Source organism: Saccharopolyspora sp. ASAGF58 (genome assembly GCF_012277335.1).
Lineage (GTDB): Bacteria > Actinomycetota > Actinomycetes > Mycobacteriales > Pseudonocardiaceae > Saccharopolyspora > Saccharopolyspora hattusasensis.
On the sequence record NZ_CP040605.1, the window covers coordinates 2,103,986 to 2,127,484 of the forward strand.

Below are 23,499 nucleotides of genomic sequence, written 5' to 3' on the forward strand. Positions count from 1 at the left end.
AGCGGTAGCCACGCGGCATGAGTAGGTCGCCCGACGTCCTGCGGCGGTGCCCGGGCGCGGCTCCGATTCGCAGTGCGCGCAGGCTTCCCGATCAGGCAAGTGCGGGTGAGCGCCTCAGCTAAGGTGGCCGGTTGCTGTCATCGATCACCTCCGTAACCGAGGCAGACGAATCCGGCTTCGCCGTGTTCCGCTTGAGCCCAGGCCAGCGCCGCAGCCGCCGGGCGGCCCTCGCGGAGCGCTCGGTGCAGCGACACCATCACGCTGGCCGTGCGCTCGTCCGGGACCGGCACCACGCTGGCGATCACCGTCGCGGTGCCGCGCCCGAGGAAGGTCGTCGCCAGGCCGCTGAGCTGATCGCCTCGGCTGACCGCCGACCGACCCACGTCGCAGGCCGAGAGCACCACCGTCGTCGGGCCGCGGTGCAGCCGGTCCAGGTCGTAGGCGTACAGCGGACCGTCGGCGAGGTCGAGGCAGGACAGCAGCGGTTGGTCGTCCCGGAACCGGCCGTGCGCGGCGATGTGCACGACCCCCGCCCCGTCCACAGTGGATAGCACTCGCTTCGAGGTGGCGTCGGCGCCGACCAGCAGCCGCCCGCCCGCGACCGCGTGCAGCCCTTGGACCTCCCGCTCGGCGTGGTCCAGGCCCGGGCCTGCCACCCACACCGGCGCACCGACCCGATCCGCGGCCCGGGCATCCGATGCACCGCGCAGCCAGCACCGCAGCGACGGGCTCACGGTCACGCTGCGCCCACGGCACGCGGGCAACGCCGCCCACGGCAGCACATGCAGGCACCCCGTCGGGATCACGACGAGCGACCGGCCTCGTTCGAGCGCCGGCAGCACCGGCGCGAGCAGCTGCGCCTGCAACTCCTCGGCCGCGCGGCGGACACCCGTCTCGAAGATCGGCGCTGCGTGCCGCGCGACGCCCATCGCCTGCCGCGCGAGCAGGTGCCGAAGGCGGGCCGTGTGGGCCTCCGCGTTCGCCACCGGGCCCAGCACGTGCAGCCGGACATCACCGTCCACAATGGATATCGCGAACAGCCGATCACCGCGGGCGAAGAGGCTGAGCAGCACGGAATCGCCGAGCTCCGCGATCACGTCGTCGACGCCTCCCGGCACCCGCAGCCCGCTGGTGCGACCTCCCACCAGCATCGCGCGGTGACGCACCTGCTCTTCCAGCTCGGCGATCGTCCCCAACGCCCGCTTCGGATCACGGCTGCCCTGCGCTTCCAGCACCGCAGCCCGCAGCCGCACCAACGCCGAGTTCAGCCTCGGATCCGCCGGTGGCTGCAGCACCCGACGGTGCAGCGCGCTGCACCGCGACCGCTCCGTCCAGCGCAGCACCAATCGCGGATCACCGACTCGCAGTGCGGCACCAATCGCGGTGTCACCCAGTTCGGCCGCCAAACCGAGCGCATGCACGCGCAGTTCGAAGGCCGCCATGCCAGCCGCCTGGCCGTCCATGGCCTGCAACCCACCCCGGCACGCCTCGAACACCCGATCCGGATCCCCGTCCTGATCGGCGAGCAAGGCCGCGGCCAGCCACCCCAACGCACGGTGCTGCGGAGGCGCCGCGACCTCGTCGCGCAGCGGAACGCACAACGCGAGGAGCTTGCGGGACAACGTGCGCATCCCGGCTTGTGCAGCGCACCGACCAGCCGTGAGCCGCAACTCTGCCGCAGGCCCGATCCACCCGGACCCTTCGCACGCGGCAGCCGCTCGCCGCGCTGCTCCGAGCGCGTAGCGCGAGCACTGCCCGCCGCGCAGCTTCGCCTGCCACCCGATGGCCGTCGCCAACGCCGCCCATGCTGGCCGTCGCTGCGCGCGGAACAGCTGTCGTGCGCTACCGGCGGCCTCCGCAGCGGCGACCACGTCGCCGGCCCGGAGTGCGCAACCGGCCAGCGCCAACCTGGTTTCGGCGAGCTGACCGGCCCGGCCGCAGGCGACCAGCCGGTCGGCCGCCTGCTCCATCGTCGCCCGCGCCTCGCCGATCAACCCGGCCGCCGCCAGTGCCTCCGCCCGGTCCACCAGCGCTTCCGGGTTCGACTTGACGTCCAGCCCGGCGGCGACCGCCTCCTCGAACAGCCGCAGCGCCCGCGGCAGATCACCTGCCCGGAACGCGACGCAACCGCGGTTGTGCCGGCAGGCCGCCGCCCGCGCGGTTCGGCCGTCCGAGGCGAAACCCTGTTCTGCGGCGGCCAGATCCGCCTCCGCAGCGGTCAACCTGTTCGTGTACAGGTTCGCCAGCCCTCGCCCCAGCAGGGCGTTCGCCATCCAGCGCCGATCGTCATCCGCCGACAGGCTCCGCAACGCCCGGGTCAGCTCCGCTCGCGCCTCGCAATGCTGACCGCCCTGGCAGTGCAGGAGTCCGCGCAGGCAAGCCGCCCGCGCCCGGTCCGCCGCGGGCAGCAGCGGCTCGGCCGCCACCAGGTGCGCCCAGCTCTCACCGGTCGCGCCTCGCTCCAACTCGATCCACGCGAGCGTCAGCCGCAGCTGCGCGGCCCGCTCCGGTTTCGCGGCGCGGTTCGCAGCGGCCAGCCCGAGGCGGGCGTGCCGCCGCGCCTGCCGGACCCGGCCGCGCTCCACCGCTGCCACCGCCGCGATGTGCCGGGCAAGCACCCGGAGTTCGGCGTCGCCGGTGTCCGACAGCAGTTGCTCTGCCTTGCGCATGGCCATCTCCGGAGCTGCGTCGGCGTTGTCCCGCCACCACAGCGCCGCGGTGATCGCATCCGGCGGTGCCACCGCCGTCCCGGCGCTCAACAGACCAACCAATCGGCAACGGCGGGCACCGACCGAACCGGTCGGAACACCACGCTGAGCGGACCGCGAGGCACGTCGGCCACCCGGAAAGCGCCGTGCTCGTCCAGGGAACCCGCGCATTCCCCGGCGGGATGGCGAAGCACGACCTCGCCGACCGGCGGCGCCTGGCCCGCCCGGTTGAGCACCATCCCGGACGCCCGGTACAGGCCGTCCACGGTCGGGACCAGGTCGACCTCCAGCACCCGTCCGGGCATCGCGAAGGTCAGCACCCGCGGCTCCGGCTGCCCGGACCGGACCCTGGCCAGCGACTCCGCCGAGTCGCCGACGAGCTTCAACACCACCGGGTCCTCGATCGGCGAGCGCCGGGCCATGGCCGCGTACGCGCCCGCGAGGGCCTGCTCAGGAATGGGGTCGCAGGACTGGAACAGGTCGCGCAACCCACGCAGCTCCGCAGGAATCCGCTGGTTCATCCCGCCACCTCCTCCGGCACCTCGGCGGCCAGCATGCGTCGCCGCAACTCCGCCAGGCAGCGGCTCTTCTTCGGCCCGATCGTCCCGCGCGGCATCCCCAGGGCCTGGCTGACCTGCGCATAACTCGTCTCCGGCGCGACCGCCAGCACCCGCAGCAACTGCTGGCAGCGCTGCGGCAACTGGGCGAACGACTGCGCCAGCCGCGAATTCGTCATCGCCCGCAGCACCTTGTGCTCCGGATCCTCGGCGTAGTCCGGCGGCCCGAGGTCGCCGGAATCCAGCCCGACCGGCGATTCCCGTTGCCGCGCCCGGCGCAATCGCATCGACTCCCGCCGCGCGGTGGTCACCAGCCATCCGGGCAACGACTCCGGTTCGCGCAGCCGCCCCATGTTCTCCGCCAGCAACAACCAGGTTGCCTGGTAGATGTCCTCGGCGTCCGCGGTGTTCGCGGTGAACGCCCGCGACACGCCCCAGACCACCGGCGCGTTGCGATCCACCAACTCCTGCCACGCCCGCTGATCACCGGCCGCCGCGCGGCGAAGCAGCACCGCGGACGTCCCGTCCTCCCCGATCTCGTGCACGACCAAGCACCTCTCACCGTTCGCGATCTTCGTCCTCCCGCGTAATAAGAGGAACGAGAGGTGCTTACAGATTCACTTCGCGCCAATTACCGCTCGAACGGGTAATGCCGACGGGCAAGATCGCGTGCCTCGTCCGGATCGCGGCCCTCGCGCAAGGCATTCGCAACGGCGGCAGCCACCTGCGGCGCGGCGAAGGACGTTCCGCTCCAACGCGCATAGCCGAACCGACGCCCACCGCCAGGGACCAGCCGCACGAAGCTGCTCGCCACGTCCACCCCGGTCGCGGCGGCATCGACTCCAATCAGCGGCGCCTAAAGCAGTACGAACGGTGGCTCGACGACAACGGGCACTACGACGGCGTGTTGCGGGAGAAGCTGCGCCGCGACCAGTTCATCGCCAAGGGCAAGGGCATGGCCTTCCACATCTTCCAGTACGCCCCGAACCGGTGGACAGCGCACGGCCGTTACTACTGGCGGTGGTGACCGCGGAAACGGAAGCGCCCGCCCGGTACCAGGACTACCGGGGCGGGCGCTTCTTTGTTGTGGGTCAGGCGTCGAACCTGCCGCCCTTGATCGCGGCGACGAACGCCGACCACTGGTCGCGGTCGGCGGTGAAGTATCCGGCGGCCCGGTCCTTGGTGTCGCGGATGGCGGCGCCGTCCCCGAAGCTGCCGACCTCGACACAAGCGGAGCCGTTCTGTGAGCGGCTGGACTTCCGCCAGTTATCCGGCTCGTGCTGTACCGTCATGTTGCGCATCCATTCTGTTGATCAGATCGGCGATGAGCCCAGATGTGGCGTCTGGGCTCATCGCAACTTCTTCCACCCTCGCCGCCGCTTCTTGGTATGCGGCGACGTCGGCAGCTTCGTGGAGGAACAAGGCTGATCGCCGAGTCTCCAGTTGCACCACTGGTGCGTTGTCCGCGCCGCGCTCGACGATGACGAATGCACCCTCAAGCCCGGGATGCCAACCCGCACCCACCGGCACTACCCGCAGGTCGACCGTGGGCCACTCGGCGACATGGAGCAGCCAGCGCAGCTGTTCGCGCATCACATGGTGGCCGCCGATCATGCGGTAAAGCGCGCTCTCGTCAACGAACGCAACCAGGCGGGCTGGCCTGTCGGTTCGCGTAATGGCCTCCCTCCGGCCGAGCCGAACCGCGACGCGGGTCTCCACGTCGATGTCAGGGATGCCGCCAGCGGTCATGATCGCCCGCGCGTAATCCCCGGTCTGCAGCAAACCGGGAATGAGCATCGCCGAGACATCGGTTATCGCGGTTGCATCGCGCTCGATCTCGAGCAATGCGGCGATTTGCCGTTGCTGCTCGGGCAGGGTGGTCGCCACCCAATGCGAACCGTCGGTGTCGCGGGCCAGCTCGACAAGCTCTTCGCGGATTCCGTTGTCCGCACCGAGGGCTGAAAGCACCGTCGCGACATCGACCGGCCGTGGCGAGCGTTCACCCTTCTCCCAACGCCCGATGGTCGTGTGAGACAGACCTAGCTTGTCCGCCAGTTGGCGCGCGCTGAGTCCGGCATCCTCACGAGCACGCCGAAGCTCGGAGCCGATCGCCACTGCTTTGGGTGTGGTGCCAGCCATGTGCCACAGGATAGCGGCACCGTGGGTAGCGGAGAGTTCCACCGAACGGTGCATTGTGCCAACTGGCACCACTGATCCATTGTTAATGGTGCCAGTTGGCACTCCTGGGGCCAGCTGGGTAGGACGCTACCGAACGGAGGCGATCATGCCCTACCGACCCCACCCATTCAGCTGGACACCTAGCGAGGGCCTGCGGCACGCAACGAGTGACGAGCACCCGGCCGGCGGATGGCGTGACGACGACAAGGTCTTGACGTTGTGCGACCGGCCGATCCGCGTCGATACAAGCGAACTTGCCTGGCTTTGGGACACGTGCCCGGACTGCAACGCGGCGGCGCACGTGCTCGCCCAATGCCCCATGCCGCCGGCGGCGGGTGCGCGGTGAGCGCCGAGCACGCCCACATCGGGCGCATGATCCGCGCAACGGTGTTCATGCTCGGCTACGCCGCCGACGACGTCGAGCGCGGCCGATGGAGCGACGACGAAATCCGGCAACTCGGCGACCAGCTCGCGATGGTGACCGCTGCGCTGCGCGGTGACGGAAAGCCGCCGGAACCGCTTGTTATCGACCTATCGGAGGCAAAGCGATGATCGCCGCGATGGTCGCGAGCGGCCTGCTCGGCGTTAGCGGGCTCGCGCTGTGGGCGACGTTCTACTACGCCCCGGCACAGCACGCCGGTAGCGGCGAGGGTGCGCTGACGGTCGCCTATCTGGTCGCGCGGGTGGAGGCCGAGACGCGCGGACATGGCCGACATCGGCTCCGCGAGCCGGTCGTAATGCGCGGCGATCTGGCCGATGCGCTCGCCCTCGAGGAAACCCGACACCTGCCACTGGTCGAGTCAGGTTTGCCGGTCGATGACCGGCAAGCGATGGCACGGCACCCCGGCATGCTGCGACGGCTGCTCGCCGCCCTGCAAAGCCTGTAGACCCGGCCCGGTGCCGTGAATCCCCCGACCGGCACCAGACCGTTCGGCGGGGGTGCATCGCCCCTCGGTGCACCCCCGCCGATTCCAAACTCCCCGGCGCGCGACAGCACCCGGCACTCGTGTTGTGGCTCGTGGGGTTCGACGCGCGGCAACGCGCCGCAACCGACCCGCTCGCGCCGGGGGCGCTCCCCGAGGAAACCGCCCCGGTGCCGAACCTTGAACGGCACCGGGGCACGTCGACCAACCCGATCAGCGGTGTACGGAACCGTCGCCGCATGGAATGAACGGACAGCGCGAGAACGAGTTCGGAGGTTCACTGTGGACGCAGGAATATCATTCGTGTGGTTGGAAATCACGGGGAAATGTCAGCTGGAGTGCACGCACTGCTACGCCGAGTCCGGCCCGACTGGTGGCCACGGGCTGATGCAGGTGGGCGACTGGCGGCGGGTCGTCGACCAGGCCGCCGAGCTCGGCGCTGGGATGGTGCAGTTCATCGGTGGCGAGCCGACCCTGAGCCCGGCGTTACCGGTGCTGATCGACCACGCGCTCGGTCGCGGTGTTGAGGTCGAGGTGTTCACCAATATGGTCAGCATCCACCCGGTGCTGTGGGACGTGCTCACGCAGCCGGGCGTGCGGCTGGCGACGTCGTACTACTCCACCGACCCCGGCGAGCACGCCGCGATCACCCGGCGCCCGACGCACGCCCGGACCAAGGCCAACATCACCGAGGCGCTGCGGCGCTCGATCCCGCTGCGGGTGGGCGTGGTGAACCTCTGGGAGGGGCAGCGTAGCGACCAGGCGGTGACCGAGCTGCGCGCGCTCGGGCTTACCGAGATCGGAACCGACCGGTTGCGGCAGGTCGGGCGCGGGGTGCGCACCGGCGCGGCCGGGCTCGATCAGCTGTGCGGGCACTGCGGCGATGGCAAGATCGCGATCTCACCGACCGGGCAGGTGTGGCCCTGCGTGTTCTCCCGCTGGATGCCGGTGGGCAACGTGCGGGAACGTGCGCTCGCCGAGATCCTGGCCGGGCCACGGGCGGGCGAGGTCAGCGAGACACTGCGGACCGCCTTCGCCACTCGGCCGAGGTCGGCGTGCGATCCTCAGTGCGGGCCGAACTGCGGTCCGGCCTGCAATCCGTCCTGCTGGCCACACGGCACCGGGCCTTGCGGCCCCAACGGCGGGTGCATGCCGAACTACGACGGCTAGGAGTCCTGTGTTCGTCCGTCGCGCCTACGTCAGGGAGGCGAACCGGCCCGGCCGCGCCGAGCGTGGCCGGTGGCCGTTCACCGTGCCGTGCGTGGCCGAGCTCCTCGACGAGGGGCTGCGGTTAGAGGCGCCGGTGACGTTCTTCGTTGGCGATAACGGCTCGGGCAAGTCCACGCTCGTCGAGGCGATCGCCGAGGGATTCAAGCTCGATTCCTACGGCGGCCGACTGGCCGCGGCGCGGGGCCGCCCGAACCCGACCAAGACCCCGCTCGGCGAAGTGCTGACGCTGGAAACCACCGCGGCCGGGTCGCGGATGCTCGGCGGGCCCCGCACGAAGAAGCAAGGCTTTTTCCTGCGGGCTGAAACCGCGTTCCAGATGACCGAGAACCTCGGCGGGGTTGCGGGCTATTGGGACGAGAACACCGCGGAGATGTCGCACGGCGAGGGGTTTCTCGCGATGTTCCGGGCGATGTTCGCCAAGCCCGGTTTCTACGTGATGGACGAGCCCGAGGCCGCGCTGTCGTTCACCTCCTGCCTGCGGCTGGTCGGGCTGATGCACGAGCTCGGCAAGACCGGCGCGCAGGTGGTGTGCGCGACGCACTCGCCGATCCTCGCCGCCACACCGGGCGCGGACATCATCGAGGTGGGCGAGCACGGGTTCCGGCGGATCAAGTGGGATGAACTCGAACTCGTCGACCACTGGCGCCGCTACCTGACCAACCCGGACAGCTACCTCCGGCACATCATCGACTGATGGACCCGACCGCTGCCGAGGTCGCCGAAGCCGACCGCCAGTTCGCCGAGTGGATGCGGAGCAACCTCGCGCGCGCCGCCGACCACTTCGGGGTGCAGGTCGACGGCGAGCCGGTGTTCGGGTGGCGGTTGCGGTCGATCAGCTCCCCCACCAACGGCCCGGACGGGCGCCGGTGGCTGCGGGTGGTGTCCGAACAAATCCAGTGGGCCGACGGCGACTGGTGGACCGGCAACACCGACGCCAACACCATCACCAGCATCCGCAAACCCCACGTGCTCGACGTCCTCGAATGGGAGATCCCCGAGGTGCGTCGGCAGCGCGCCGAGCTGATGACCCACGTGCCCGGCCGGCGGTGCTCAGACACCGACGCACTACGGGCCGAGGTCGAATTGCCGTCGGCGTGGTGGGGCGAGCTGCACCGCAGCCTCGACGTGATCCGGGCGACTCCGACCACGCGAATGCGCAAGGACGAACCAGCCATCCACACGGCAGTCCACGATGCGCTCGGCCTGTCGATCGAGGTGCGGGAGTGGGAAACCGTGCACGGTGATCTGCACTGGGCGAACCTGCTGCAACCCGAGTTCGGCATCCTCGACTGGGAGCTCTGGGGCCGCGGTCCGGTCGGCACCGACGCGGCCTCGCTGTACTGCTACAGCCTGCTGGCACCCCGCACCGCGGCGACCGTGTGGGGAGTCTTCGCCGACGTGCTCGACATCCCGACCGGCACCACCGCATTGCTCTACGTAGCCGCCCGCCTGCTGCGCCGCGTCGACATGGGCGACCATCCCGAACTCGCGATACCGCTGCGCCGCCTGGTCGATGAGCTCGCGCCGTAGGCCGCAACGCAGAACGCGCCCCCGCACCCGCCAAGGGTGCGGGGGCTGCGGACCAGGCGGTGGGAATGATCGTGCGAAGCCACGCGGTGAGCTGGTCGGGCATCAGGCAGCGTCCTTTCCGGCGAGGCGCTGCGCCAGCTCGGTGACGATCGCGTCGGCCTGGTCCTGGTTGTCTGCGCCGAGCGCGGCGCGGACGGACTCGGCCATGACCGGGCCAACGACGTCGGCGAGCACCGGGCGCAGCGCGGAGACGACTGCGGCCCGGTCGGTCTTGCCCGCGGCGGCGATCAGCGGGGAAGTTGGAAGATCAAACCGTTGTTGTCGCGGATCGCGTCGACCGCAGACACCCGAACCTTGCTTGCCGGGGTAGCGGCTGGGCTGCGCAGCTAGCAGTGCGTCGTGCAGGTCCACCAGCATCGCGACCACGGTCCGCGGGCCGGTGAGCGTGCCCCAGGCGGACGGCTTGCCGTCCTTCCACGGGCCCATGAGCTCGGCGTCGAGGTGCTTACAGATTCACTTCGCGCCAATTACCGCTCGAACGGGTAATGCCGACGGGCAAGATCGCGTGCCTCGTCCGGATCGCGGCCCTCACGCAAGGCATTCGCAACGGCGGCAGCCACCTGCGGCGCGGCGAAGGACGTTCCGCTCCAACGCGCATAGCCGAACCGACGCCCACCACCGGGGGCCAGCCGCACGAAGCTGCTCGCCACGTCCACCCCGGTCGCGGCGGCATCGACCCAAGTCCCGGAATTGGAGAACCCGGCGACCGCGCCGTCGTCACCGGTCGCCGCCACCGCGATCACCGACGGCAGCGCGGCAGGCCAGAAAGGCCTGCTCTGCGCGTGATTCCCGGCCGCCGCGACCACGACGGTGCCACGCCAGTTGCGCAGTTCACCGCGCAAGATCGGAGGGCAGCCGTCATCCGCGGTGTGACATCCGGCCGTCAGCACGACGACACCGATGCGTTCGCCGCGGGCCTCGGCCGAACGCCGCAACGAACGCAGCCCTGCCGCGACGGTGTAGTCGTCGGTGAACCCGAGCGAAGAAAGCACCCGGCGCGCCCGGATCACCACGCCCGGCGCATGTTGCAGCACCACACCGCTGACGAACGTGCCGTGCCCCGCCTGGCGGTCCTGACCGGCGTCGCCGTCGGCGTCCAATTCCTCCGGCACGGCCTCGAACCAGGGCCGATCCCGGAACCACGGATGCGGATCGAACCCCGTGTCGAGCACGCCGACCACGACCGGCGGATCCCACTGCCCCACCGGCGGTTCCGGGAGCACCGGCCCGGGCAGAGCATCTGCCCCGGTCCCGAACATCACCGGCGTGCCGAACATGACCGGACAACCGAAGTGCACGTGGTTGACGGCGACGCTGGCCTCCCGGGCGAGGTCGACGCACCGGTCCCGCTCCGCGCCGCGCAACCGAACCCTGGCCAGCAGCAACTCGTCGTCGTGCTGCACATAGTCGACCCAACGGCGGTACCGGTCGAGCACCGGATCCAGGACGCTGGCCGGCGCGATCAACTCGCCCCGCCGCACCAGGCACTCGCCGCTCCCACCGGGATCGTGCAGCAGCAGATCATGCCCATAAGCAGCCCACACCTGCTGGAGTTCGCCTACGCTGAGCCGAATTTCAGCTTCTTGATCCACAACGGACACTGTGCCGGGCGGCCCGTCCGTCCACAGCGGACACGCCGCCGTCGGTAGCCGACTCACCCGTCCGACGGCGCGTGAGATCTTTCCCACTAGCCCGATTGCGTGGAGAATGCAAGACCAACCACCGATCTCGTCGCTGTAGGTGGCCCGAAACGGCCACCGCAGGTGGTTGAATGCCCATACCGCGCCGATCACCCCCGGCGCGCCCGACGCCCGACGCCGCGCACTGCCGCGCGGACCCGACCGACAGGCGGTGGTAACCGTGACGGGAACCTGCGCGCAGCGCGGTCCCTGGTCGCGGCTCAGCACGCTCGCGGTACGGGCCGCGTTCATCGGCGGCCTGAGCATCGCCGGATGGCTCGGTGCGGCAGCAGCGGCCGATGCCGTCGAACTGCCCGAGAACGACCACCTCCGGGTCGAGGTGGAGCAAATCGTCCTCGACCCGATGGCGAACCCCGACCCCGCGAACCCCGCCCCCGCGTGGCCCGAACTCGACCCGGTCGCGCGGCCCATGGTCGAGAAACCCGAGATCGAACCGCCCCGCATCGAGGCCCCGGCGCTGCCGAACGCCAACCCCGATCAGCCCGGCGCGGTCACCGACGAAACCGACAGCGCCCCGCCGGTGCCGCCGCCACACCCGCTGCCGGTCCAGCAGCGCACCGCCGCGCCGACCAGCAACGACCAGGCCGCGCTGCGGCCGAAGCAGTCCCCGGTCCCCGATGCGACCGTTCGGATCATCCCGAAGCCGAGGGGCCCGGACGAGTCAGCCCCGTCCCGCGTCACCCCGCCAACCGAACCGGCACCGGAGCCTCCGGTGTCCCCCGCACCGGCCACCACGCTGTCCGCAGGATCGACCTCCTGGGGCGGCGGGCTGCGCGGCCTGCTGGTGATACTGCCAGCCGACCCGAGCCCGTCCGGACCGGTGTCCACCGGCGTCGACAACCGGGAAACCCGGCCGACGACCGGCATCTTGTCCTTCGAACCATCGACATCGCCCGACTGACGCTGCGCCGAGCCGCTGCGGCGGCAATGCTGGGAAACATCCGCACCCACCAGCTCCGAGCCGGCCGTCTGCGCCCGGCCGGATCGGAATCGGGGGCGCCCCGGCCCATCCCCGGCAACGTCAATGACCAGACGCAACGCCGAGGACCGGGCCCGGTCCCCAAAGCCCCGGTGCCGCAATGCCCCTGCGGCACCGGGGCGGCGCCCGAAACCGCCCGTCGGCACGACGAGGGGCCGTGCCGACGGGCGGTCCGCCGTTTTAGAGGTAGCGCAAATTGTGTGGTGAGGTGGGCGTCAGGCAAGCGGCGAAGCCGCTTCCCGCCCCTTCACAACTTGCACCGCCCCGGGTTCTCAGAGCCTGTTGGTGAATGGTCTGGGTGGGTGGTCGCTTAGCGGAACCTGAGAGCTTCCCTGGACTGCGGGTGCCCCTCCTGATGTATGTCCAATACGCGGCGGAGGGGCCGTCCTCGCCAGAAAACCTCTCAGAACCCGCCGATGGTCGTCTTGGCAAGGTGAATGCAAGCGGCTACGCCGCTTCCAAAGGCGCGGACGGCATTCGCCGACAGGCTCTCAGTGCCCGCCCAGTCGGGGTTCTTGGCGAGGCCAGCCCCAATGCCGCGTATTGGACATTCGCGAGTGGGGGCTTCCGGGGTCCAGACGGCGTCCGGGGTTCTGCCACCCGCACCGCCACACAAGCCAATTTGCGCAAACCTGTTCTCAGGCGATCGGCGCCGTCAGGATGGTGTTGCCGGGGCCTTCGGGCACCGATGCCGTCGCCGCGGTGAGGCGGCGGATCGCCTCTTCCAGCTGGTCGCCCGGCAACGTGTACGGCACTCGCATCCAGCGCTCCAGCGACCCGTACACCGAGAAACGCGCCCCCGGTGCCACCCGCACACCGTGCTGCTCCGCGGCCACCGAAAGCCGGCTGCTGACCGGTGCTCCGATGTCGCACCACAGGGCCAGGCCACCGTCGGGGACGCGGAAGCGCCAATGCGGCAGGTGCTCGCGCAATGCCGCGATGAGGCAGTCGCGGCGCTCGATCGACTCGACGCGCCGGCGCTCCAGCACCTGGTCGGCGTCCTGCAGCAGCTCCGCCAGCGCCAGCTGTTCGAGGATCGGGCTGCCGAGGTCCATCGCGGCGCGGCCGATCACCATGCGCTGCACGAAGTCCTGGGACGCGCGGATCCAGCCGAGCCGGAGGCCACCCCAGAACGACTTGCTGGCCGACCCGACGAGGATTGCCCGATCGGTGAACGCGGCCATCGGTAGCGGCGCTTCGGCGCCGGTGAGGTCGATCTCGGCGAGCGTCTCGTCGATGACCGCTGTTGTGCAGGTGCGGGCCAGCGCCCTGGCGAGCTGGGCCCGGCCGCCCGCATCCAGCCGGACGCCGGTCGGGTTGTGGAAGTCCGGGATCAGGTACGCCAGCCGCGGTGATGTCTGCCGCAGGCTCGCGGCGAGCAGCTCCACGTCCCAGCCGTCCTCGACCATCGGCACCGCGACGGGGGTCGCGTTGAGGCCGCGGATCGCCTCCAGCGCGTTCGGGTAAGTCGGGTGCTCGACGAGCACGCGTTCGCCCGGCGACACCAGCATCCGCAACAGGAGCGCGAAGCCGTGCTGCGCCCCGTTGGCGACGAGGATCTGATCCGGGCCTGTCGGTAGTCCCCGCTTCGCGTAGCGCTCGGCGATCCGCTCGCGCAGCACCGGCAGGCCTTGCGGCTGGTAGCCGTGACCGGACAGGTGCTCTGCGAACCGCAAGCGCGCCCGATCCACCGCAGCGCACAGTTCCGGCGGTGCGCTCGGCGTGGCCTGCGCGAGGTTCAGCACCTCGGTGCCCGCGGTAGGGAACCAGCCGCCGTGGGATTCGTTGTCGCGCTCCTGGTCCGGCAGCTTCACCCACGACCCGGCGCCGCGCCGGCTGGCCACGAAACCGTCCTCCCGGAGCCGGTCGAGCGCCCGCGCGATCAGGGTCCGGCTGACCCCGAGGGCATCAGCGAGCTCGCGTTCCGCCGGAAGTCGAGTCCCCGGCGGCAGTCGGCCGTCCAACGCCAGCTGCCGCAGCGCCGCGGCCAGCGTCTGGGAGGACGGGCGTGCTGTTCCGTCCCAGGAACCGAGGAGCTCGACGAGCTTGCGGCCGGGGACGTGCGCGGACGGGGCGAAGACCATAAGTCCAATTGTAGTTGATTGGCTATCGACTTTAAGTCCAATTCTGTTCTAGAAAGTCCTCATGGCCTCGATCTCGATCCCTGTGGACCTCTCACCGCTCTCCATCCGGACCCGCCCGCTGCTCCGGCTCGGGCAGCTCATCGGCGGTCTGGTGCTCTACGGCGCCAGCATGGGGTTCATGGTGCGGGCGCAACTCGGCCTGGACCCGTGGGACGTGCTGCACCAGGGCCTGGCGCAACGCCTCGGCTGGAGCTTCGGGGCGGTCACCGCGCTGACCGGCGTCGCGGTCCTGCTCGCCTGGCTGCCGCTGCGGCAACGGCCCGGCATCGGCACGGTCGCCAACGTTGTCGTCATCGCCATCGCGGTGGACATCACCCTGGGCCTCACCCCACCGATCGACGCGCTACCGGGGCAGATCTCGGTGATGATCGGCGCCATCGTGCTCAACGGCTTCGCGACGGCAGTTTACGTCGGCGCGCGGCTCGGACCGGGTCCGAGGGACGGGCTGATGACCGGCCTGCACGCCCGAACTGGCTGGTCGGTGCGCTTGGTCCGCACCTTGATCGAGCTCTGCGTCCTCGCCGCCGGGTGGCTGCTGGGCGGCACGGTGGGCGTCGGCACCGTGCTCTACGCGCTCGCCATCGGGCCGCTGGCCCAGTTCTTCCTGCGATTCGCGGCGGTCCGGGAGAAAAAAGATCTCTGCCCCTAGAGACATCCGGGATACCACGAAGTAGCATGGACGCCGTCCACCTGACCCCCAGGGGTGGACCTTGACGCCCCCGCACTCCCGGTAACCCCCAGGCCGGTTGAGCGCGGGGGCGTCCCTACTTGGTTTCCGCCTCGTCTTGCGCAGCGGTGCAGGTCAGGCAGGCGGATACAGGCCTGACAGGTGGCGCTTGCCCTGGCACTGCGGGCGGGTCCGCCACTCGGTCATGGTCATCCCGGTCCGCATGTCCTCGGTGGCCTGCACGACGTACACCCGCGGCTCGCCGAGCTTCCGGAGTCCGCCGCAGGTGAGGCACAGCGCGCGGGCTCGTCGTTGTCCGGCATGCCTCGATCCCTCCACGGTCGCGAACGCGACCGGCTCGCGGTCAGATCGCGGCGATCGTGCCGGGTAGGCCACCATCCCTGTTGCAGCCCGCTCTTCCGTATCGATGCCGTCGATCAAGCTACCGCCGAGGCACGACAGTCATCAGGTCGGTCGAACGCCGTCTCCAGCCCGGCGGCGGCGAACGTTTCCGGACCAATGCTCCAACGTCACAGGCTGACGACGGGAGCACTCACGGCGAGGTCTCGGCTAGCTTGCCACCCGACATCTCCAGGCGGCGGGTGGTTCGCACCGCATCGAGCATGCGGCGGTCGTGGGTCACCAGCAGGAGCGTGCCCGCATAGGAATCGAGGGCCGACTCCAGCTGTTCGATGGCGGGCAGGTCGAGGTGGTTCGTCGGCTCGTCCAGCACCAAGAGGTTGACCCCGCGCCCCTGGAGCAGGGCGAGTGCGGCCCGGGTGCGCTCGCCGGGCGACAGCGTGGCGGCCGAACGCAGCACGTGGCCGGCCTTGAGACCGAACTTGGCGAGCAGCGTACGGACCTCGGCGTTCTCGGTGTCGGGCACGGCCGCGCAGAAGGCGTCGAGCAGCGACTCCGAGCCGTGGAAGAGCGCGCGTGCCTGATCGACCTCGCCGACGACGACGCCGGAGCCGAGCGCCGCGGACCCCGCATCCAGCGGGACGCGCCCCAGCAGCGCCCCGAGCAGCGTCGACTTGCCCGAACCATTGGCACCGGTGATCGCCACGCGGTCGGCCCAGTCGACCTGCAGCGTCACCGGTCCCAAGGTGAAGTCGCCGCGCCGCACCTCCGCTTCGCGCAGGGTGGCGACGACCGCCCCGGATCGGGGCGCCGCCGCGATCTCCATGCGCAGCTCCCACTCCTTGCGCGGCTCCTCGACGACATCGAGCCGCTCGATCAGGCGCTCGGTCTGCCGTGCTTTGGAGGCCTGCTTCTCGGTCGTCTCCGAACGGGCCTTGCGGCCGAGCTTGTCGTTGTCGGTGCCCTTGCGGCGGGCGTTCTTGACGCCCTTGTCCATCCAGGCGCGCTGCATGTGCGCACGCGCCTCCAGCGCGGACTTCTTGTCGGCGTACTCCTCGAACGCCTCCCGCGCGTGCCTGCGCGCGACCGCGCGCTCCTCCAGGTAGGCGTCGTAGCCGCCGCCGTAGAGGTTGATCTGCTGCTGGGCCAGGTCGAGTTCGAGGACCTTGTTGACCGTGCGGGTGAGGAACTCGCGGTCGTGGCTGACGACGACGGTGCCGGCGCGCAGCCCGCGCACGAACGTTTCCAGGAGTTCGAGGCCCTCCAGGTCGAGGTCGTTGGTCGGCTCGTCCAATAGGAACACGTCGTAGCGGGACAGCAGGAGCGAGGCCAGGCCCGCGCGGGCGGCCTGACCGCCCGAAAGCGAGGTCATGGCCTGGTCGAGCTCGACGAACAGGCCAAGCGAATCCGCGACGCCGTCGGCGCGTTCCTCCAAGTCGGCACCGCCCAGGCTCAGCCAGCGATCCAGGCTCGCGGCGTACGCGTCGTCGGCGCCTGGCGCGCCCTCTGTAAGGGCCTGCGTCGCCTCGTCCATCGCGCGCTGCGCCGCAGCGACGCCGGTGCGACGGGCGAGGAACTGGTTCACCGTCTCCCCGGGCCTGCGATCGGGCTCCTGCGGCAGGTAACCGACGATCGCGGTGGCGGGGGAAAGGCGCAGCTCGCCGCGCTCCGGCGCGTCGAGCCCGGCCAGCAGTTTCAGCAACGTGGACTTCCCGGCGCCGTTGGCCCCGACGAGCCCGATCACATCGCCGGGCGCGACGACGAGGTCGAGCCCGGTGAACAGGGAGCGGTCGCCGTGCCCGGCGGCGAGATCAGAGGCAACGAGAGTCGCAGACATCAGACCGCCGAGAATAACAACAGCCCCGGAAGCCCCCGCGGAAGCAGGCGGCCCCTACCGATCCCGGTAAGGGTCGAATTGACTGGTTCTCGCGGTGGCCAGGGACGGGGTCGAACCGCCGGCCTCCCGCTTTTCTACGACACCTGCGGCGAACGCGCCGGAGACCGGGAGATCCATGTCTTCATCCTCTCGCCCCGCTCCTGAGCGCAGGCCCGGTCATACGGCCCGGCCTAGGCTGGAATCGAGCAGCGGGGAAGGAGCGTCGATGGGTTCCGGGGACATATCACCGCGCGGCGGTTCGCGCGGGTGGCCCTATCCGCAACGCAGCGCCATCGAGCAGCTCGGCGACATGGACCGCGACGACGCCCTCGCCTTCATGCGCCGGACCGGCGACCTGCTGATGGTGCACAAGTTCGGCGTCGACGAGCTCATGACCAAGCTGCGGATCTGGAGCGAGGAGTTCGACTACGCCCACGAGCACGATCCGATCGAGCACATCACCTCGCGGAGCCGAGGCCGCTGCCGGACTCGACGCTCAGATGTCTTCGCTGCACGAACGCAGCGAGGAGGCGCCCGGCTAGAGCGCGACTAGAGCGCAGCTAGAGCCGGGAGCTGGACCGCAGCGCCAGCATGTGACGGACGCCCTCCGAAGCGACCTCGCCGCCCGACGGAACGCCGTTGACACCCCGGAAGACCGACTGAAACGAAACAGCCCCCGCCGAAACCGACGGGGGCTGTTTTCGCGGCTTACGAGCGGTGGCCAGGGGCGGGGTCGAACCGCCGACCTTCCGCTTTTCAGGCGGACGCTCGTACCAACTGAGCTACCTGGCCGATAGCGTCGGCTCAATGCCGTTCGCCTTGGCGACCCAGACGGGACTCGAACCCGCGACCTCCGCCGTGACAGGGCGGCGCGCTAACCAACTGCGCCACTGGGCCATGCTTCTATCTTCAGTTGTTCGTACCCCCAACGGGATTCGAACCCGCGCTACCGCCTTGAAAGGGCGGCGTCCTAGGCCGCTAGACGATGGGGGCTTGGCCGATTCGAAACCGACCCGGCCTTGCCTCCAACCGGCTTTCCCCTTTTCGGAGCGCCCCGTTGGCAGTGATGAAAGCTTACGACATGCCTTCAGCGCCCCCAAGGCGGGGGGTCCCTTAAGCCGCATGACACCCCCTCGCGACACCGATCCGACGCGGGACAGCCTCCGATGATAGCCATTTGACCTGCCGCTTTGTTGGATCTTGGCACCCCATCGCCGACGCAGGGTGGCGAGCACCCAGCACCCCACGAGGCGAGTCCCGAACCCGAAAAGCGCACAAATCAGACAGATGGCGATTTTGTGATCCGCGCCTCAAGATCGACCCGTCGGTTCGGGGTTCGCGCGCCAGTCCTCTCCCGGGCGATCCCGGCGAGCACCACGCGCCAGGTCTCGCCGAAGCGGTCGGCCAGCCCATCCGGCAAGACGAGGTCGTCCGCGATCCGCCGCCCGAGCGACGCGGTCCACGAACGGATGATCAACTACGCCACCGGAAGTTACCGCGAATCCGACCATCCCGCCCGCCGGGTTCGAGCCGGCGCCGACTTGCCGACGCCGCTCGACGAACGCCCCGAAAGCGCACCTCGGCGGCACGGCGGACGCCCGGTCAGCGCGTGACCGGCGGCTGTCCGTCGTCGTCGGGCGCCAATCCCAGCATGTCCAGCAGGAGCTTGCAGTCCTCGGCGTTTTCCGCGCTGCGGGCGACCGCCATCCGGGCCCGGTGCACCTGCTCCGACGAGATCCGCGAGGGCTCGCCGGTGCGCGGCGCGGGCACCGCGGACGACTGCCGCGAAGACCCGTCTTCGTGTTGCCACAAGAACTTCCGTACGTCCAGTGACCCGTACATGACGCCTCCCCGGCCTCGGGTTCCGGGCGCAATTTATCCACAGGTCGTCAACACCCGCAGCCCCCCAGAGAGTGATTTGACTTCGACGCAGAGTAATCGCGTGGGGAACCTCGATCCACTTCGAATATTGCCCTGGTCACACCCCCCTGAGCCACCCCCCGCCACGATCGTCCACACTGGACGTTCGGGACAGTTTGCGGCGGAACCCGCATCGAGTCGTGGCAGAAATCTGCCAGGAGGGAACTTTCATGAGCAGTCAGACGTTCGTCGTTAGCGGCATGACGTGCGGCCACTGCGCCAAGTCAGTCACCGAGGAGCTCTCGGAGCTGCCCGGCGTCAGCGGCGTGCAGGTCTCGGTGGAGAGCGGGCAGGTCTCGGTGACCAGCGAGCAGGAGCTCACCCGGGACGCGGTGGCGGCGGCCATCACCGAGGCGGGGTACACGATCGCGGGGTGGCCCGGCGCGAACTGAGCAGCGACCGGGATGCAGCAATCCTGCGGCGAAAGCTCCCCACAACGTCCTGCGACGTGCCACAATCGGTCCGCTGACAGACCCCCGGTCAGCACCTGTGGAGATCCCCTCCGGCCCCCGCGTTCCTCCCCCTGGCGCGGGGGCCCTCCGCTTTCTCATCACGATCACAAAAGCGCAGGTGGGAGCGCTTTTCTGCGACTCGGCGAGCGGTGATAGGGCTCACAGCGACTCGCGGGTCGCAACACAACCGTTATCGTGTGCCGGTGGCTCTAGGACGAACCAAGACCGGCCGACGGCAGCAGAAGTCTGCCCACCCGGCCGAACCGGATCATGAGTTCGAGTCGTACCTGGCTGCGCTGGCCCCTGAGGAGAGCGTCGAATCCACCGGGTCCGGACGCCGCTTCGGCGCCTCACAGGTCTACCAGCTGCGGCTCCCCCTGATGGCCAACGAACGCCTGCGAGAGCTCGCCTTCAAGCAGGGCACCTCGCCGGCAGCGCTGGCCCGTGACTGGGTGATGCAGCACTTGGCGGAAGCCGACGAGGAGCCGGTGCAGAGCGGCCCGGCACCGAGCGGCCAGGGGCCGGTGTGGCCCGGCGAGGACACGCAGCAGGGCTTCCGGCCCGCGCCGGAGTACGACGTGCCGGCCGGTTACGACGTGCCGGCCGGTTACGACGCTCCGGCCGGTTACGACGCTCCGGCCGGTTACGACGCTCCGGCCGGTTACGACGTGCCGGCCGGTTACGACGCTCCGGCCGGTTACGACGTGCCGGCCGGTTACCCCGGCATCGAGGAGACCGACGAGATCACCGTGCCGCAGGAGCGGTTCCGGCGCTGATCCCCCCGAAACCCGACCCAACCCCCGACCCGATCCCCGACCACTGACCTGATGGCCGGCGGAGGCCGCCCCCCGAGGCCTCCGCCGTCCCTTTCTCTCAGGCCGGCAGGCCGAGTTCCCGGGCGATCAGCATGCGCTGGACCTCGCTGGTGCCCTCGCCGATCTCCAGGATCTTGGCGTCCCGGTAGAAACGCCCGACCGGCGTCTCGTTCATGAACCCGTAACCGCCGAAGATCTGCGTGGCGTCCCGGGCGTTGTCCATCGCCGCGTTCGACGAGACGAGCTTGGCGATCGCGGCCTCCTTCTTGTACGGCTCGCCGCGCACCATCCGCGATGCCGCGTCGTAGTAGGCCAGCCGCGCGGTGTGCGCGCGCAACTCCATGTCGGCGACCTTGAACTGCATGGCCTGGTACTCGCCGATCTTGCGGCCGAAGGCCTCTCGTTCACCCAGGTAGCGCAGGCATTCGTCGACGCAGCCCTGGGCGAGGCCGACGCCGACCGCGGCGATCGCGACCCGGCCCTCGGTGAGCGTCGCGAGGAACTGGGCGTAGCCGCGGCCGCGCTCGCCGAGGAGGTTCGCGGCGGGCACCCGGCAGTCATCGAAGGACAGCGCATGGGTGTCGGAGGCGTTCCAACCGACCTTCGAGTACTTCTTCGCGACGGTGAAGCCCGGGGTTCCGGCGGGCACGATGATCGTGGAGATCTCCTTGCCGCCGCCCGGCTTCTGCCCGGTGACGGCGGTAACCGTGACGAGGCCGGTGAGGTCTGTGCCGGAGTTGGTGATGAACGCCTTGGAGCCGTTGATCACCCACTCTCCCTCACTCTCGGGTTCGCTCGAGCGCGAGGTACCCCCTACGTCGAGCACCGCTGTGGTTTGGGTGCTGCCCGCGTCGGAGCCGCCGCCGGGCTCGGTCAGGCCGAACGCGCCGAGAATCTCCCCGGCCGCCAGGCGGGGCAGCCAGGTGCGCCGCTGCTCGTCGCTGCCGAACCGGTAGATCGGCATGACGCCCAGCGAGACCCCGGCCTCCAGGGTGATCGCGACGGACGAGTCGACACGAGCCAGCTCCTCCAGCGCCAGGCACAACGCGAAGTAGTCGCCGCCCATGCCGCCGTGCTCCTCGGGGATCGGCAGCCCGAACAGACCCATCCGCCCCATGGTCTGCACCAGCGGGTACGGGAATTCCTCGCGTTCGTAGTAGTCGCCGATGACCGGGGCGACTTCCTTGCGGGCGAAGGTCTGCACGCTCTCGCGCAGGGCTTCGTGCTCTTCGCTGAGCCGGTGATCCACCATCGTTCAGGCCTCCTCTTGAGCGGCGAGGACAGCCAGCGGCTGGTCGAGTCCGACCGACTGCCCCTTCCTGGCGTGCACTTCGGTGACGACGCCGTCGATCGGCGCGGTGACGGTGTGCTCCATCTTCATCGCCTCGACGACGAACAACCTTTGTCCGCTGCGGACTTCCTGGCCGGGGCTCACCTCGGCGACCAGCACGGTGCCCGGCATCGGACTGGTCACCACGCCGTCCGACCGACCGGCGGCACCGCCTCGCTCGGCGAGCAGGCGGTGCTCGGCGAGCGCCCAGGCGTGGCCGTCCGCGGCGAGCCAGGTGGTGCCGTCGACGTGCGCGTAGCGGTAGCGACGGGTGCGGCCCTGGTAGGTGACGGTCAGGGTGTCGCCGTGCGCTTCGACCGAGGCCCGGTGGACCGCAGTTTCAATTGAAACTGCCGTTGTCGGGTCACCCTTGGGCACAGTTTCAATTGAGACCCCGGCGTCCCGGGCGCGGCCTCGCAACCGGACGCGGACCTCGTCGGCCGGGCCGGCGAAGCGCCAGGTGCTCCAGGCAGGTTCGCCGACCCGCCAGCCGTCGGGGATGTCCCACGGGTCGACGACCGGCTCGGTCGGTTCGGCGGCGAGCAGCCGCTCCAGGGCCGCGGCGACGTAGGCGTCGTCCGGTGTCGTGTTGCTCTCGGCGACGAGCGAGTCGAGTTCGCGCTCGACGAGGCCGGTGTCCAGGCGGCCGGCCAGGACGTCGTCGTGCCTCAGCAGTGCGCGGAGGAACGCGACGTTGGTGTGCAGGCCCAGGACCGCCGTGTCGGCGAGCGCGGCGTCCAGCCGGCGCAGCGCATCGGCCCGGCTCGGCGCCCACGCGATTACCTTGGCCAGCATCGGGTCGTAGTCCGATCCCACGCGCCCGCCCGCGCGCACCCCGGAATCGACCCGGACGCCGGGGCCGGACGGCTCGTGCACCGCCAGGACGTCGCCGCCCGTCGGGAGGAAGTTGCGGGTCGGATCCTCGGCGTAGACACGGGCCTCGACGGCGTGGCCGTCGATCGACAGGTCCTCCTGCGCCCAGGGCAGCGGCTCTCCCCCGGCCACCCGGACCTGCTGTTCGACGAGGTCGACGCCGCGTTCCCCGCCGACCGAGGTGACGAGTTCGGTGACCGGGTGCTCGACCTGCAGGCGGGTGTTCATCTCCATGAAGAAGAACTCGTCCGGGTGGTCGGCGGAGACGATGAACTCGACGGTGCCCGCCCCGACGTAACCGACCGAGCGCGCCGCGTCCACCGCGGCGGCACCGATGCCGGCGCGCGTTTCGGCGTCCAGCAGCGGCGACGGGGCCTCCTCGACGATCTTCTGGTGCCGCCGCTGCAGGCTGCACTCGCGCTCGCCGAGGTGCACCACGTTGCCGTGCGCGTCCGCCAGCACTTGGACCTCGATGTGCCGCGGGCGGGTCACGAAGCGCTCGACGAACAGCGTGTCGTCGCCGAACGCCGAGCGGGCTTCGCGGCGCGCGGAGGCGATCTGGTCGTCCAATGTGGACTCGTCGTTGATGAGCCGCATGCCCTTGCCGCCGCCGCCGGCGGATGGCTTCAACAGGACCGGGAAACCGATCTCGACCGCCGCCGCGTGCAGGTCGGCGTCGGTCATGTCCGGCTCGCTGCGGCCGGGCACCACCGGGACGCCGGCGGCGGAAACCGTTTGCTTGGCGCGGATCTTGTCGCCCATCGACTCGATCGCGGTGGCCGGCGGGCCGACGAAGACGATGCCCGCCTGCGCGCAGGCCTCGGCGAAGCCGGCGTTCTCGGCGAGGAACCCGTAGCCGGGGTGGATCGCCTGGGCTCCGGTGCTGCGCGCGGCGTCCAGGATGCGCTTGCCGTCGAGGTAGCTCTCGGTGGCCGGGCTCGGTCCGATGTGGACTGCGGTGTCGGCCTCGGCGACGTGCCGCGCGCCGCGGTCGGCGTCGCTGAACACCGCGACGGAGCGGATGCCCAGCCGCCGCAGCGTCCGGATCACGCGTACCGCGATCTCGCCCCGGTTCGCCACCAGCACCGTGTCGAAGTGCTGCATCGTCACCCCTTCGCCTTGCCAAACGGCAGATCACAACGTTTCGCCTGGTCAACACCCGTGAGCGCTTTTGGTCGCCAGAGCACCGAAAACCAC

General features: G+C 70.2%; 26 protein-coding genes and 3 tRNA genes. 11 read left to right on the forward strand and 18 right to left on the reverse strand.

Features of this window, described 5'->3' with window-relative positions; all coding sequences use genetic code 11:
• Positions 1–137 precede the first annotated feature (137 nt).
• The 6 genes from FDZ84_RS40345 to FDZ84_RS09820 all read right to left on the reverse strand — a co-directional run bounded on the left by FDZ84_RS40345 (position 138) and on the right by FDZ84_RS09820 (position 5,404).
• Positions 138–2,759, reverse strand: a complete 2,622-nt coding sequence (locus FDZ84_RS40345) for a CHAT domain-containing protein (RefSeq protein WP_305852029.1) — start codon at positions 2,757–2,759, stop codon at positions 138–140.
• Positions 2,756–3,229, reverse strand: a complete 474-nt coding sequence (locus tag FDZ84_RS09800) for a hypothetical protein (RefSeq protein ID WP_168585638.1) — start codon at positions 3,227–3,229, stop codon at positions 2,756–2,758. Before FDZ84_RS09800 ends, FDZ84_RS40345 begins: the two co-directional genes overlap by 4 nt.
• Positions 3,226–3,810, reverse strand: coding sequence for an RNA polymerase sigma factor (locus FDZ84_RS09805; RefSeq protein ID WP_168585639.1), 585 nt, complete (start codon positions 3,808–3,810; stop codon positions 3,226–3,228). The genes FDZ84_RS09800 and FDZ84_RS09805 overlap by 4 nt, the downstream gene beginning before the upstream one ends.
• 86 nt (positions 3,811–3,896) lie before the next feature.
• Positions 3,897–4,085 (reverse strand): S8 family serine peptidase, encoded by a 189-nt coding sequence (locus tag FDZ84_RS09810; protein WP_371812821.1) that lies wholly within the window; start codon positions 4,083–4,085, stop codon positions 3,897–3,899.
• Positions 4,086–4,356: 271 nt separating this feature from the next.
• Positions 4,357–4,557, reverse strand: a complete 201-nt coding sequence (locus FDZ84_RS09815) for a DUF397 domain-containing protein (RefSeq protein WP_168585640.1) — start codon at positions 4,555–4,557, stop codon at positions 4,357–4,359.
• Positions 4,532–5,404: a helix-turn-helix transcriptional regulator gene (locus FDZ84_RS09820; RefSeq protein WP_168585641.1), complete on the reverse strand. Its 873-nt coding sequence runs from the start codon at positions 5,402–5,404 to the stop codon at positions 4,532–4,534. The genes FDZ84_RS09815 and FDZ84_RS09820 overlap by 26 nt, the downstream gene beginning before the upstream one ends.
• 145 nt (positions 5,405–5,549) lie before the next feature.
• Between FDZ84_RS09820 and FDZ84_RS09825 the strand changes: the two genes are divergently transcribed.
• The 6 genes from FDZ84_RS09825 to FDZ84_RS09850 all read left to right on the forward strand — a co-directional run bounded on the left by FDZ84_RS09825 (position 5,550) and on the right by FDZ84_RS09850 (position 9,126).
• Positions 5,550–5,789 carry a hypothetical protein gene (locus tag FDZ84_RS09825; RefSeq protein WP_168585642.1) on the forward strand — a complete coding sequence of 80 codons (240 nt, stop codon included), beginning with the start codon at positions 5,550–5,552 and terminating at the stop codon, positions 5,787–5,789.
• Positions 5,786–5,995: a hypothetical protein gene (locus tag FDZ84_RS09830; RefSeq protein ID WP_168585643.1), complete on the forward strand. Its 210-nt coding sequence runs from the start codon at positions 5,786–5,788 to the stop codon at positions 5,993–5,995. The genes FDZ84_RS09825 and FDZ84_RS09830 overlap by 4 nt, the downstream gene beginning before the upstream one ends.
• Entirely contained in the window at positions 5,992–6,330 is a 339-nt protein-coding gene (locus FDZ84_RS09835) for a hypothetical protein (protein ID WP_168585644.1), read from the forward strand. Before FDZ84_RS09830 ends, FDZ84_RS09835 begins: the two co-directional genes overlap by 4 nt.
• A gap of 339 nt (positions 6,331–6,669) precedes the next feature.
• Positions 6,670–7,536, forward strand: a complete 867-nt coding sequence (locus FDZ84_RS09840) for a radical SAM protein (RefSeq protein WP_246868905.1) — start codon at positions 6,670–6,672, stop codon at positions 7,534–7,536.
• A 7-nt stretch (positions 7,537–7,543) separates the two neighbouring features.
• On the forward strand, positions 7,544–8,290 hold the full coding sequence (locus FDZ84_RS09845; RefSeq protein ID WP_168585645.1) for an ATP-binding cassette domain-containing protein: 747 nt from the start codon (positions 7,544–7,546) through the stop codon (positions 8,288–8,290).
• Entirely contained in the window at positions 8,290–9,126 is an 837-nt protein-coding gene (locus FDZ84_RS09850) for an aminoglycoside phosphotransferase (RefSeq protein WP_210435498.1), read from the forward strand. Before FDZ84_RS09845 ends, FDZ84_RS09850 begins: the two co-directional genes overlap by 1 nt.
• A gap of 102 nt (positions 9,127–9,228) precedes the next feature.
• Here FDZ84_RS09850 and FDZ84_RS09855 read toward each other — a convergent pair whose 3' ends face one another.
• Complete coding sequence (locus FDZ84_RS09855; RefSeq protein WP_168585646.1) at positions 9,229–9,612, reverse strand: hypothetical protein; 384 nt, start codon at positions 9,610–9,612, stop codon at positions 9,229–9,231.
• Between the two features lie 41 nt (positions 9,613–9,653).
• Positions 9,654–10,778 carry a S8 family serine peptidase gene (locus FDZ84_RS09860; RefSeq protein ID WP_246868906.1) on the reverse strand — a complete coding sequence of 375 codons (1,125 nt, stop codon included), beginning with the start codon at positions 10,776–10,778 and terminating at the stop codon, positions 9,654–9,656.
• A gap of 268 nt (positions 10,779–11,046) precedes the next feature.
• Here FDZ84_RS09860 and FDZ84_RS09865 point away from each other — a divergent pair, with 268 nt between their 5' ends.
• Positions 11,047–11,787, forward strand: a complete 741-nt coding sequence (locus FDZ84_RS09865) for a hypothetical protein (protein WP_168585647.1) — start codon at positions 11,047–11,049, stop codon at positions 11,785–11,787.
• A gap of 716 nt (positions 11,788–12,503) precedes the next feature.
• Here the strand turns inward: FDZ84_RS09865 and FDZ84_RS09870 are convergent.
• Positions 12,504–13,949, reverse strand: coding sequence for a PLP-dependent aminotransferase family protein (locus FDZ84_RS09870; RefSeq protein ID WP_168585648.1), 1,446 nt, complete (start codon positions 13,947–13,949; stop codon positions 12,504–12,506).
• Between the two features lie 61 nt (positions 13,950–14,010).
• Between FDZ84_RS09870 and FDZ84_RS09875 the strand changes: the two genes are divergently transcribed.
• Positions 14,011–14,658 (forward strand): YitT family protein, encoded by a 648-nt coding sequence (locus tag FDZ84_RS09875; protein WP_168585649.1) that lies wholly within the window; start codon positions 14,011–14,013, stop codon positions 14,656–14,658.
• Positions 14,659–14,811: 153 nt separating this feature from the next.
• On the opposite strand, the gene FDZ84_RS09880 is transcribed toward FDZ84_RS09875, so the two are convergent.
• Positions 14,812–15,117 (reverse strand): hypothetical protein, encoded by a 306-nt coding sequence (locus tag FDZ84_RS09880; RefSeq protein WP_246868907.1) that lies wholly within the window; start codon positions 15,115–15,117, stop codon positions 14,812–14,814.
• A 112-nt stretch (positions 15,118–15,229) separates the two neighbouring features.
• Positions 15,230–16,873, reverse strand: coding sequence for an ABC-F family ATP-binding cassette domain-containing protein (locus FDZ84_RS09885; RefSeq protein ID WP_168585650.1), 1,644 nt, complete (start codon positions 16,871–16,873; stop codon positions 15,230–15,232).
• Positions 16,874–17,138: 265 nt separating this feature from the next.
• Here FDZ84_RS09885 and FDZ84_RS09890 point away from each other — a divergent pair, with 265 nt between their 5' ends.
• Entirely contained in the window at positions 17,139–17,465 is a 327-nt protein-coding gene (locus FDZ84_RS09890) for a hypothetical protein (RefSeq protein ID WP_246868908.1), read from the forward strand.
• A gap of 165 nt (positions 17,466–17,630) precedes the next feature.
• On the opposite strand, the gene FDZ84_RS09895 is transcribed toward FDZ84_RS09890, so the two are convergent.
• From FDZ84_RS09895 to FDZ84_RS09915, 5 genes are all read right to left on the reverse strand, one after another.
• A tRNA-Phe gene (locus FDZ84_RS09895) sits at positions 17,631–17,704 on the reverse strand.
• 28 nt (positions 17,705–17,732) lie between these two features.
• A tRNA-Asp gene (locus tag FDZ84_RS09900) sits at positions 17,733–17,809 on the reverse strand.
• Between the two features lie 23 nt (positions 17,810–17,832).
• Positions 17,833–17,905: transfer RNA gene (locus tag FDZ84_RS09905), tRNA-Glu, on the reverse strand.
• 286 nt (positions 17,906–18,191) lie between these two features.
• Complete coding sequence (locus FDZ84_RS09910; RefSeq protein WP_168585651.1) at positions 18,192–18,389, reverse strand: hypothetical protein; 198 nt, start codon at positions 18,387–18,389, stop codon at positions 18,192–18,194.
• A gap of 125 nt (positions 18,390–18,514) precedes the next feature.
• The gene (locus FDZ84_RS09915) at positions 18,515–18,754 is read right to left on the reverse strand and encodes a hypothetical protein (protein ID WP_168585652.1); all 240 of its coding nucleotides are present in this window, start codon (positions 18,752–18,754) and stop codon (positions 18,515–18,517) included.
• A 248-nt stretch (positions 18,755–19,002) separates the two neighbouring features.
• Between FDZ84_RS09915 and FDZ84_RS09920 the strand changes: the two genes are divergently transcribed.
• Together FDZ84_RS09920 and FDZ84_RS38725 are read left to right on the forward strand one after the other, a co-directional pair.
• Positions 19,003–19,224 (forward strand): heavy-metal-associated domain-containing protein, encoded by a 222-nt coding sequence (locus FDZ84_RS09920; RefSeq protein WP_168585653.1) that lies wholly within the window; start codon positions 19,003–19,005, stop codon positions 19,222–19,224.
• A 263-nt stretch (positions 19,225–19,487) separates the two neighbouring features.
• Positions 19,488–20,060, forward strand: a complete 573-nt coding sequence (locus FDZ84_RS38725; protein ID WP_168585654.1) for a hypothetical protein — start codon at positions 19,488–19,490, stop codon at positions 20,058–20,060.
• Positions 20,061–20,157: 97 nt separating this feature from the next.
• Here FDZ84_RS38725 and FDZ84_RS09930 read toward each other — a convergent pair whose 3' ends face one another.
• Positions 20,158–21,351 carry an acyl-CoA dehydrogenase family protein gene (locus FDZ84_RS09930; protein ID WP_168585655.1) on the reverse strand — a complete coding sequence of 398 codons (1,194 nt, stop codon included), beginning with the start codon at positions 21,349–21,351 and terminating at the stop codon, positions 20,158–20,160.
• A gap of 3 nt (positions 21,352–21,354) precedes the next feature.
• Positions 21,355–23,406, reverse strand: a complete 2,052-nt coding sequence (locus FDZ84_RS09935) for an acetyl/propionyl/methylcrotonyl-CoA carboxylase subunit alpha (protein ID WP_168589938.1) — start codon at positions 23,404–23,406, stop codon at positions 21,355–21,357.
• Positions 23,407–23,499 lie beyond the last annotated feature (93 nt).

What these genes read in the sequence shown, in the direction of transcription:
- FDZ84_RS09800 (WP_168585638.1), bottom strand. Translation starts at nt 3,229, where the DNA reads ATGAACCAGCGGATTCCTGCGGAGCTGCGTGGGTTGCGCGACCTGTTC.
- FDZ84_RS09815 (WP_168585640.1), bottom strand. Translation starts at nt 4,557, where the DNA reads ATGACGGTACAGCACGAGCCGGATAACTGGCGGAAGTCCAGCCGCTCA.
- FDZ84_RS09820 (WP_168585641.1), bottom strand. Translation starts at nt 5,404, where the DNA reads ATGGCTGGCACCACACCCAAAGCAGTGGCGATCGGCTCCGAGCTTCGG.
- FDZ84_RS09825 (WP_168585642.1), top strand. Translation starts at nt 5,550, where the DNA reads ATGCCCTACCGACCCCACCCATTCAGCTGGACACCTAGCGAGGGCCTG.
- FDZ84_RS09835 (WP_168585644.1), top strand. Translation starts at nt 5,992, where the DNA reads ATGATCGCCGCGATGGTCGCGAGCGGCCTGCTCGGCGTTAGCGGGCTC.
- FDZ84_RS09850 (WP_210435498.1), top strand. Translation starts at nt 8,290, where the DNA reads ATGGACCCGACCGCTGCCGAGGTCGCCGAAGCCGACCGCCAGTTCGCC.
- FDZ84_RS09855 (WP_168585646.1), bottom strand. Translation starts at nt 9,612, where the DNA reads ATGGGCCCGTGGAAGGACGGCAAGCCGTCCGCCTGGGGCACGCTCACC.
- FDZ84_RS09870 (WP_168585648.1), bottom strand. Translation starts at nt 13,949, where the DNA reads ATGGTCTTCGCCCCGTCCGCGCACGTCCCCGGCCGCAAGCTCGTCGAG.
- FDZ84_RS09875 (WP_168585649.1), top strand. Translation starts at nt 14,011, where the DNA reads ATGGCCTCGATCTCGATCCCTGTGGACCTCTCACCGCTCTCCATCCGG.
- FDZ84_RS09885 (WP_168585650.1), bottom strand. Translation starts at nt 16,873, where the DNA reads ATGTCTGCGACTCTCGTTGCCTCTGATCTCGCCGCCGGGCACGGCGAC.
- FDZ84_RS09890 (WP_246868908.1), top strand. Translation starts at nt 17,139, where the DNA reads ATGGGTTCCGGGGACATATCACCGCGCGGCGGTTCGCGCGGGTGGCCC.
- FDZ84_RS09915 (WP_168585652.1), bottom strand. Translation starts at nt 18,754, where the DNA reads ATGTACGGGTCACTGGACGTACGGAAGTTCTTGTGGCAACACGAAGAC.
- FDZ84_RS09920 (WP_168585653.1), top strand. Translation starts at nt 19,003, where the DNA reads ATGAGCAGTCAGACGTTCGTCGTTAGCGGCATGACGTGCGGCCACTGC.
- FDZ84_RS09930 (WP_168585655.1), bottom strand. Translation starts at nt 21,351, where the DNA reads ATGGTGGATCACCGGCTCAGCGAAGAGCACGAAGCCCTGCGCGAGAGC.
- FDZ84_RS09935 (WP_168589938.1), bottom strand. Translation starts at nt 23,406, where the DNA reads ATGCAGCACTTCGACACGGTGCTGGTGGCGAACCGGGGCGAGATCGCG.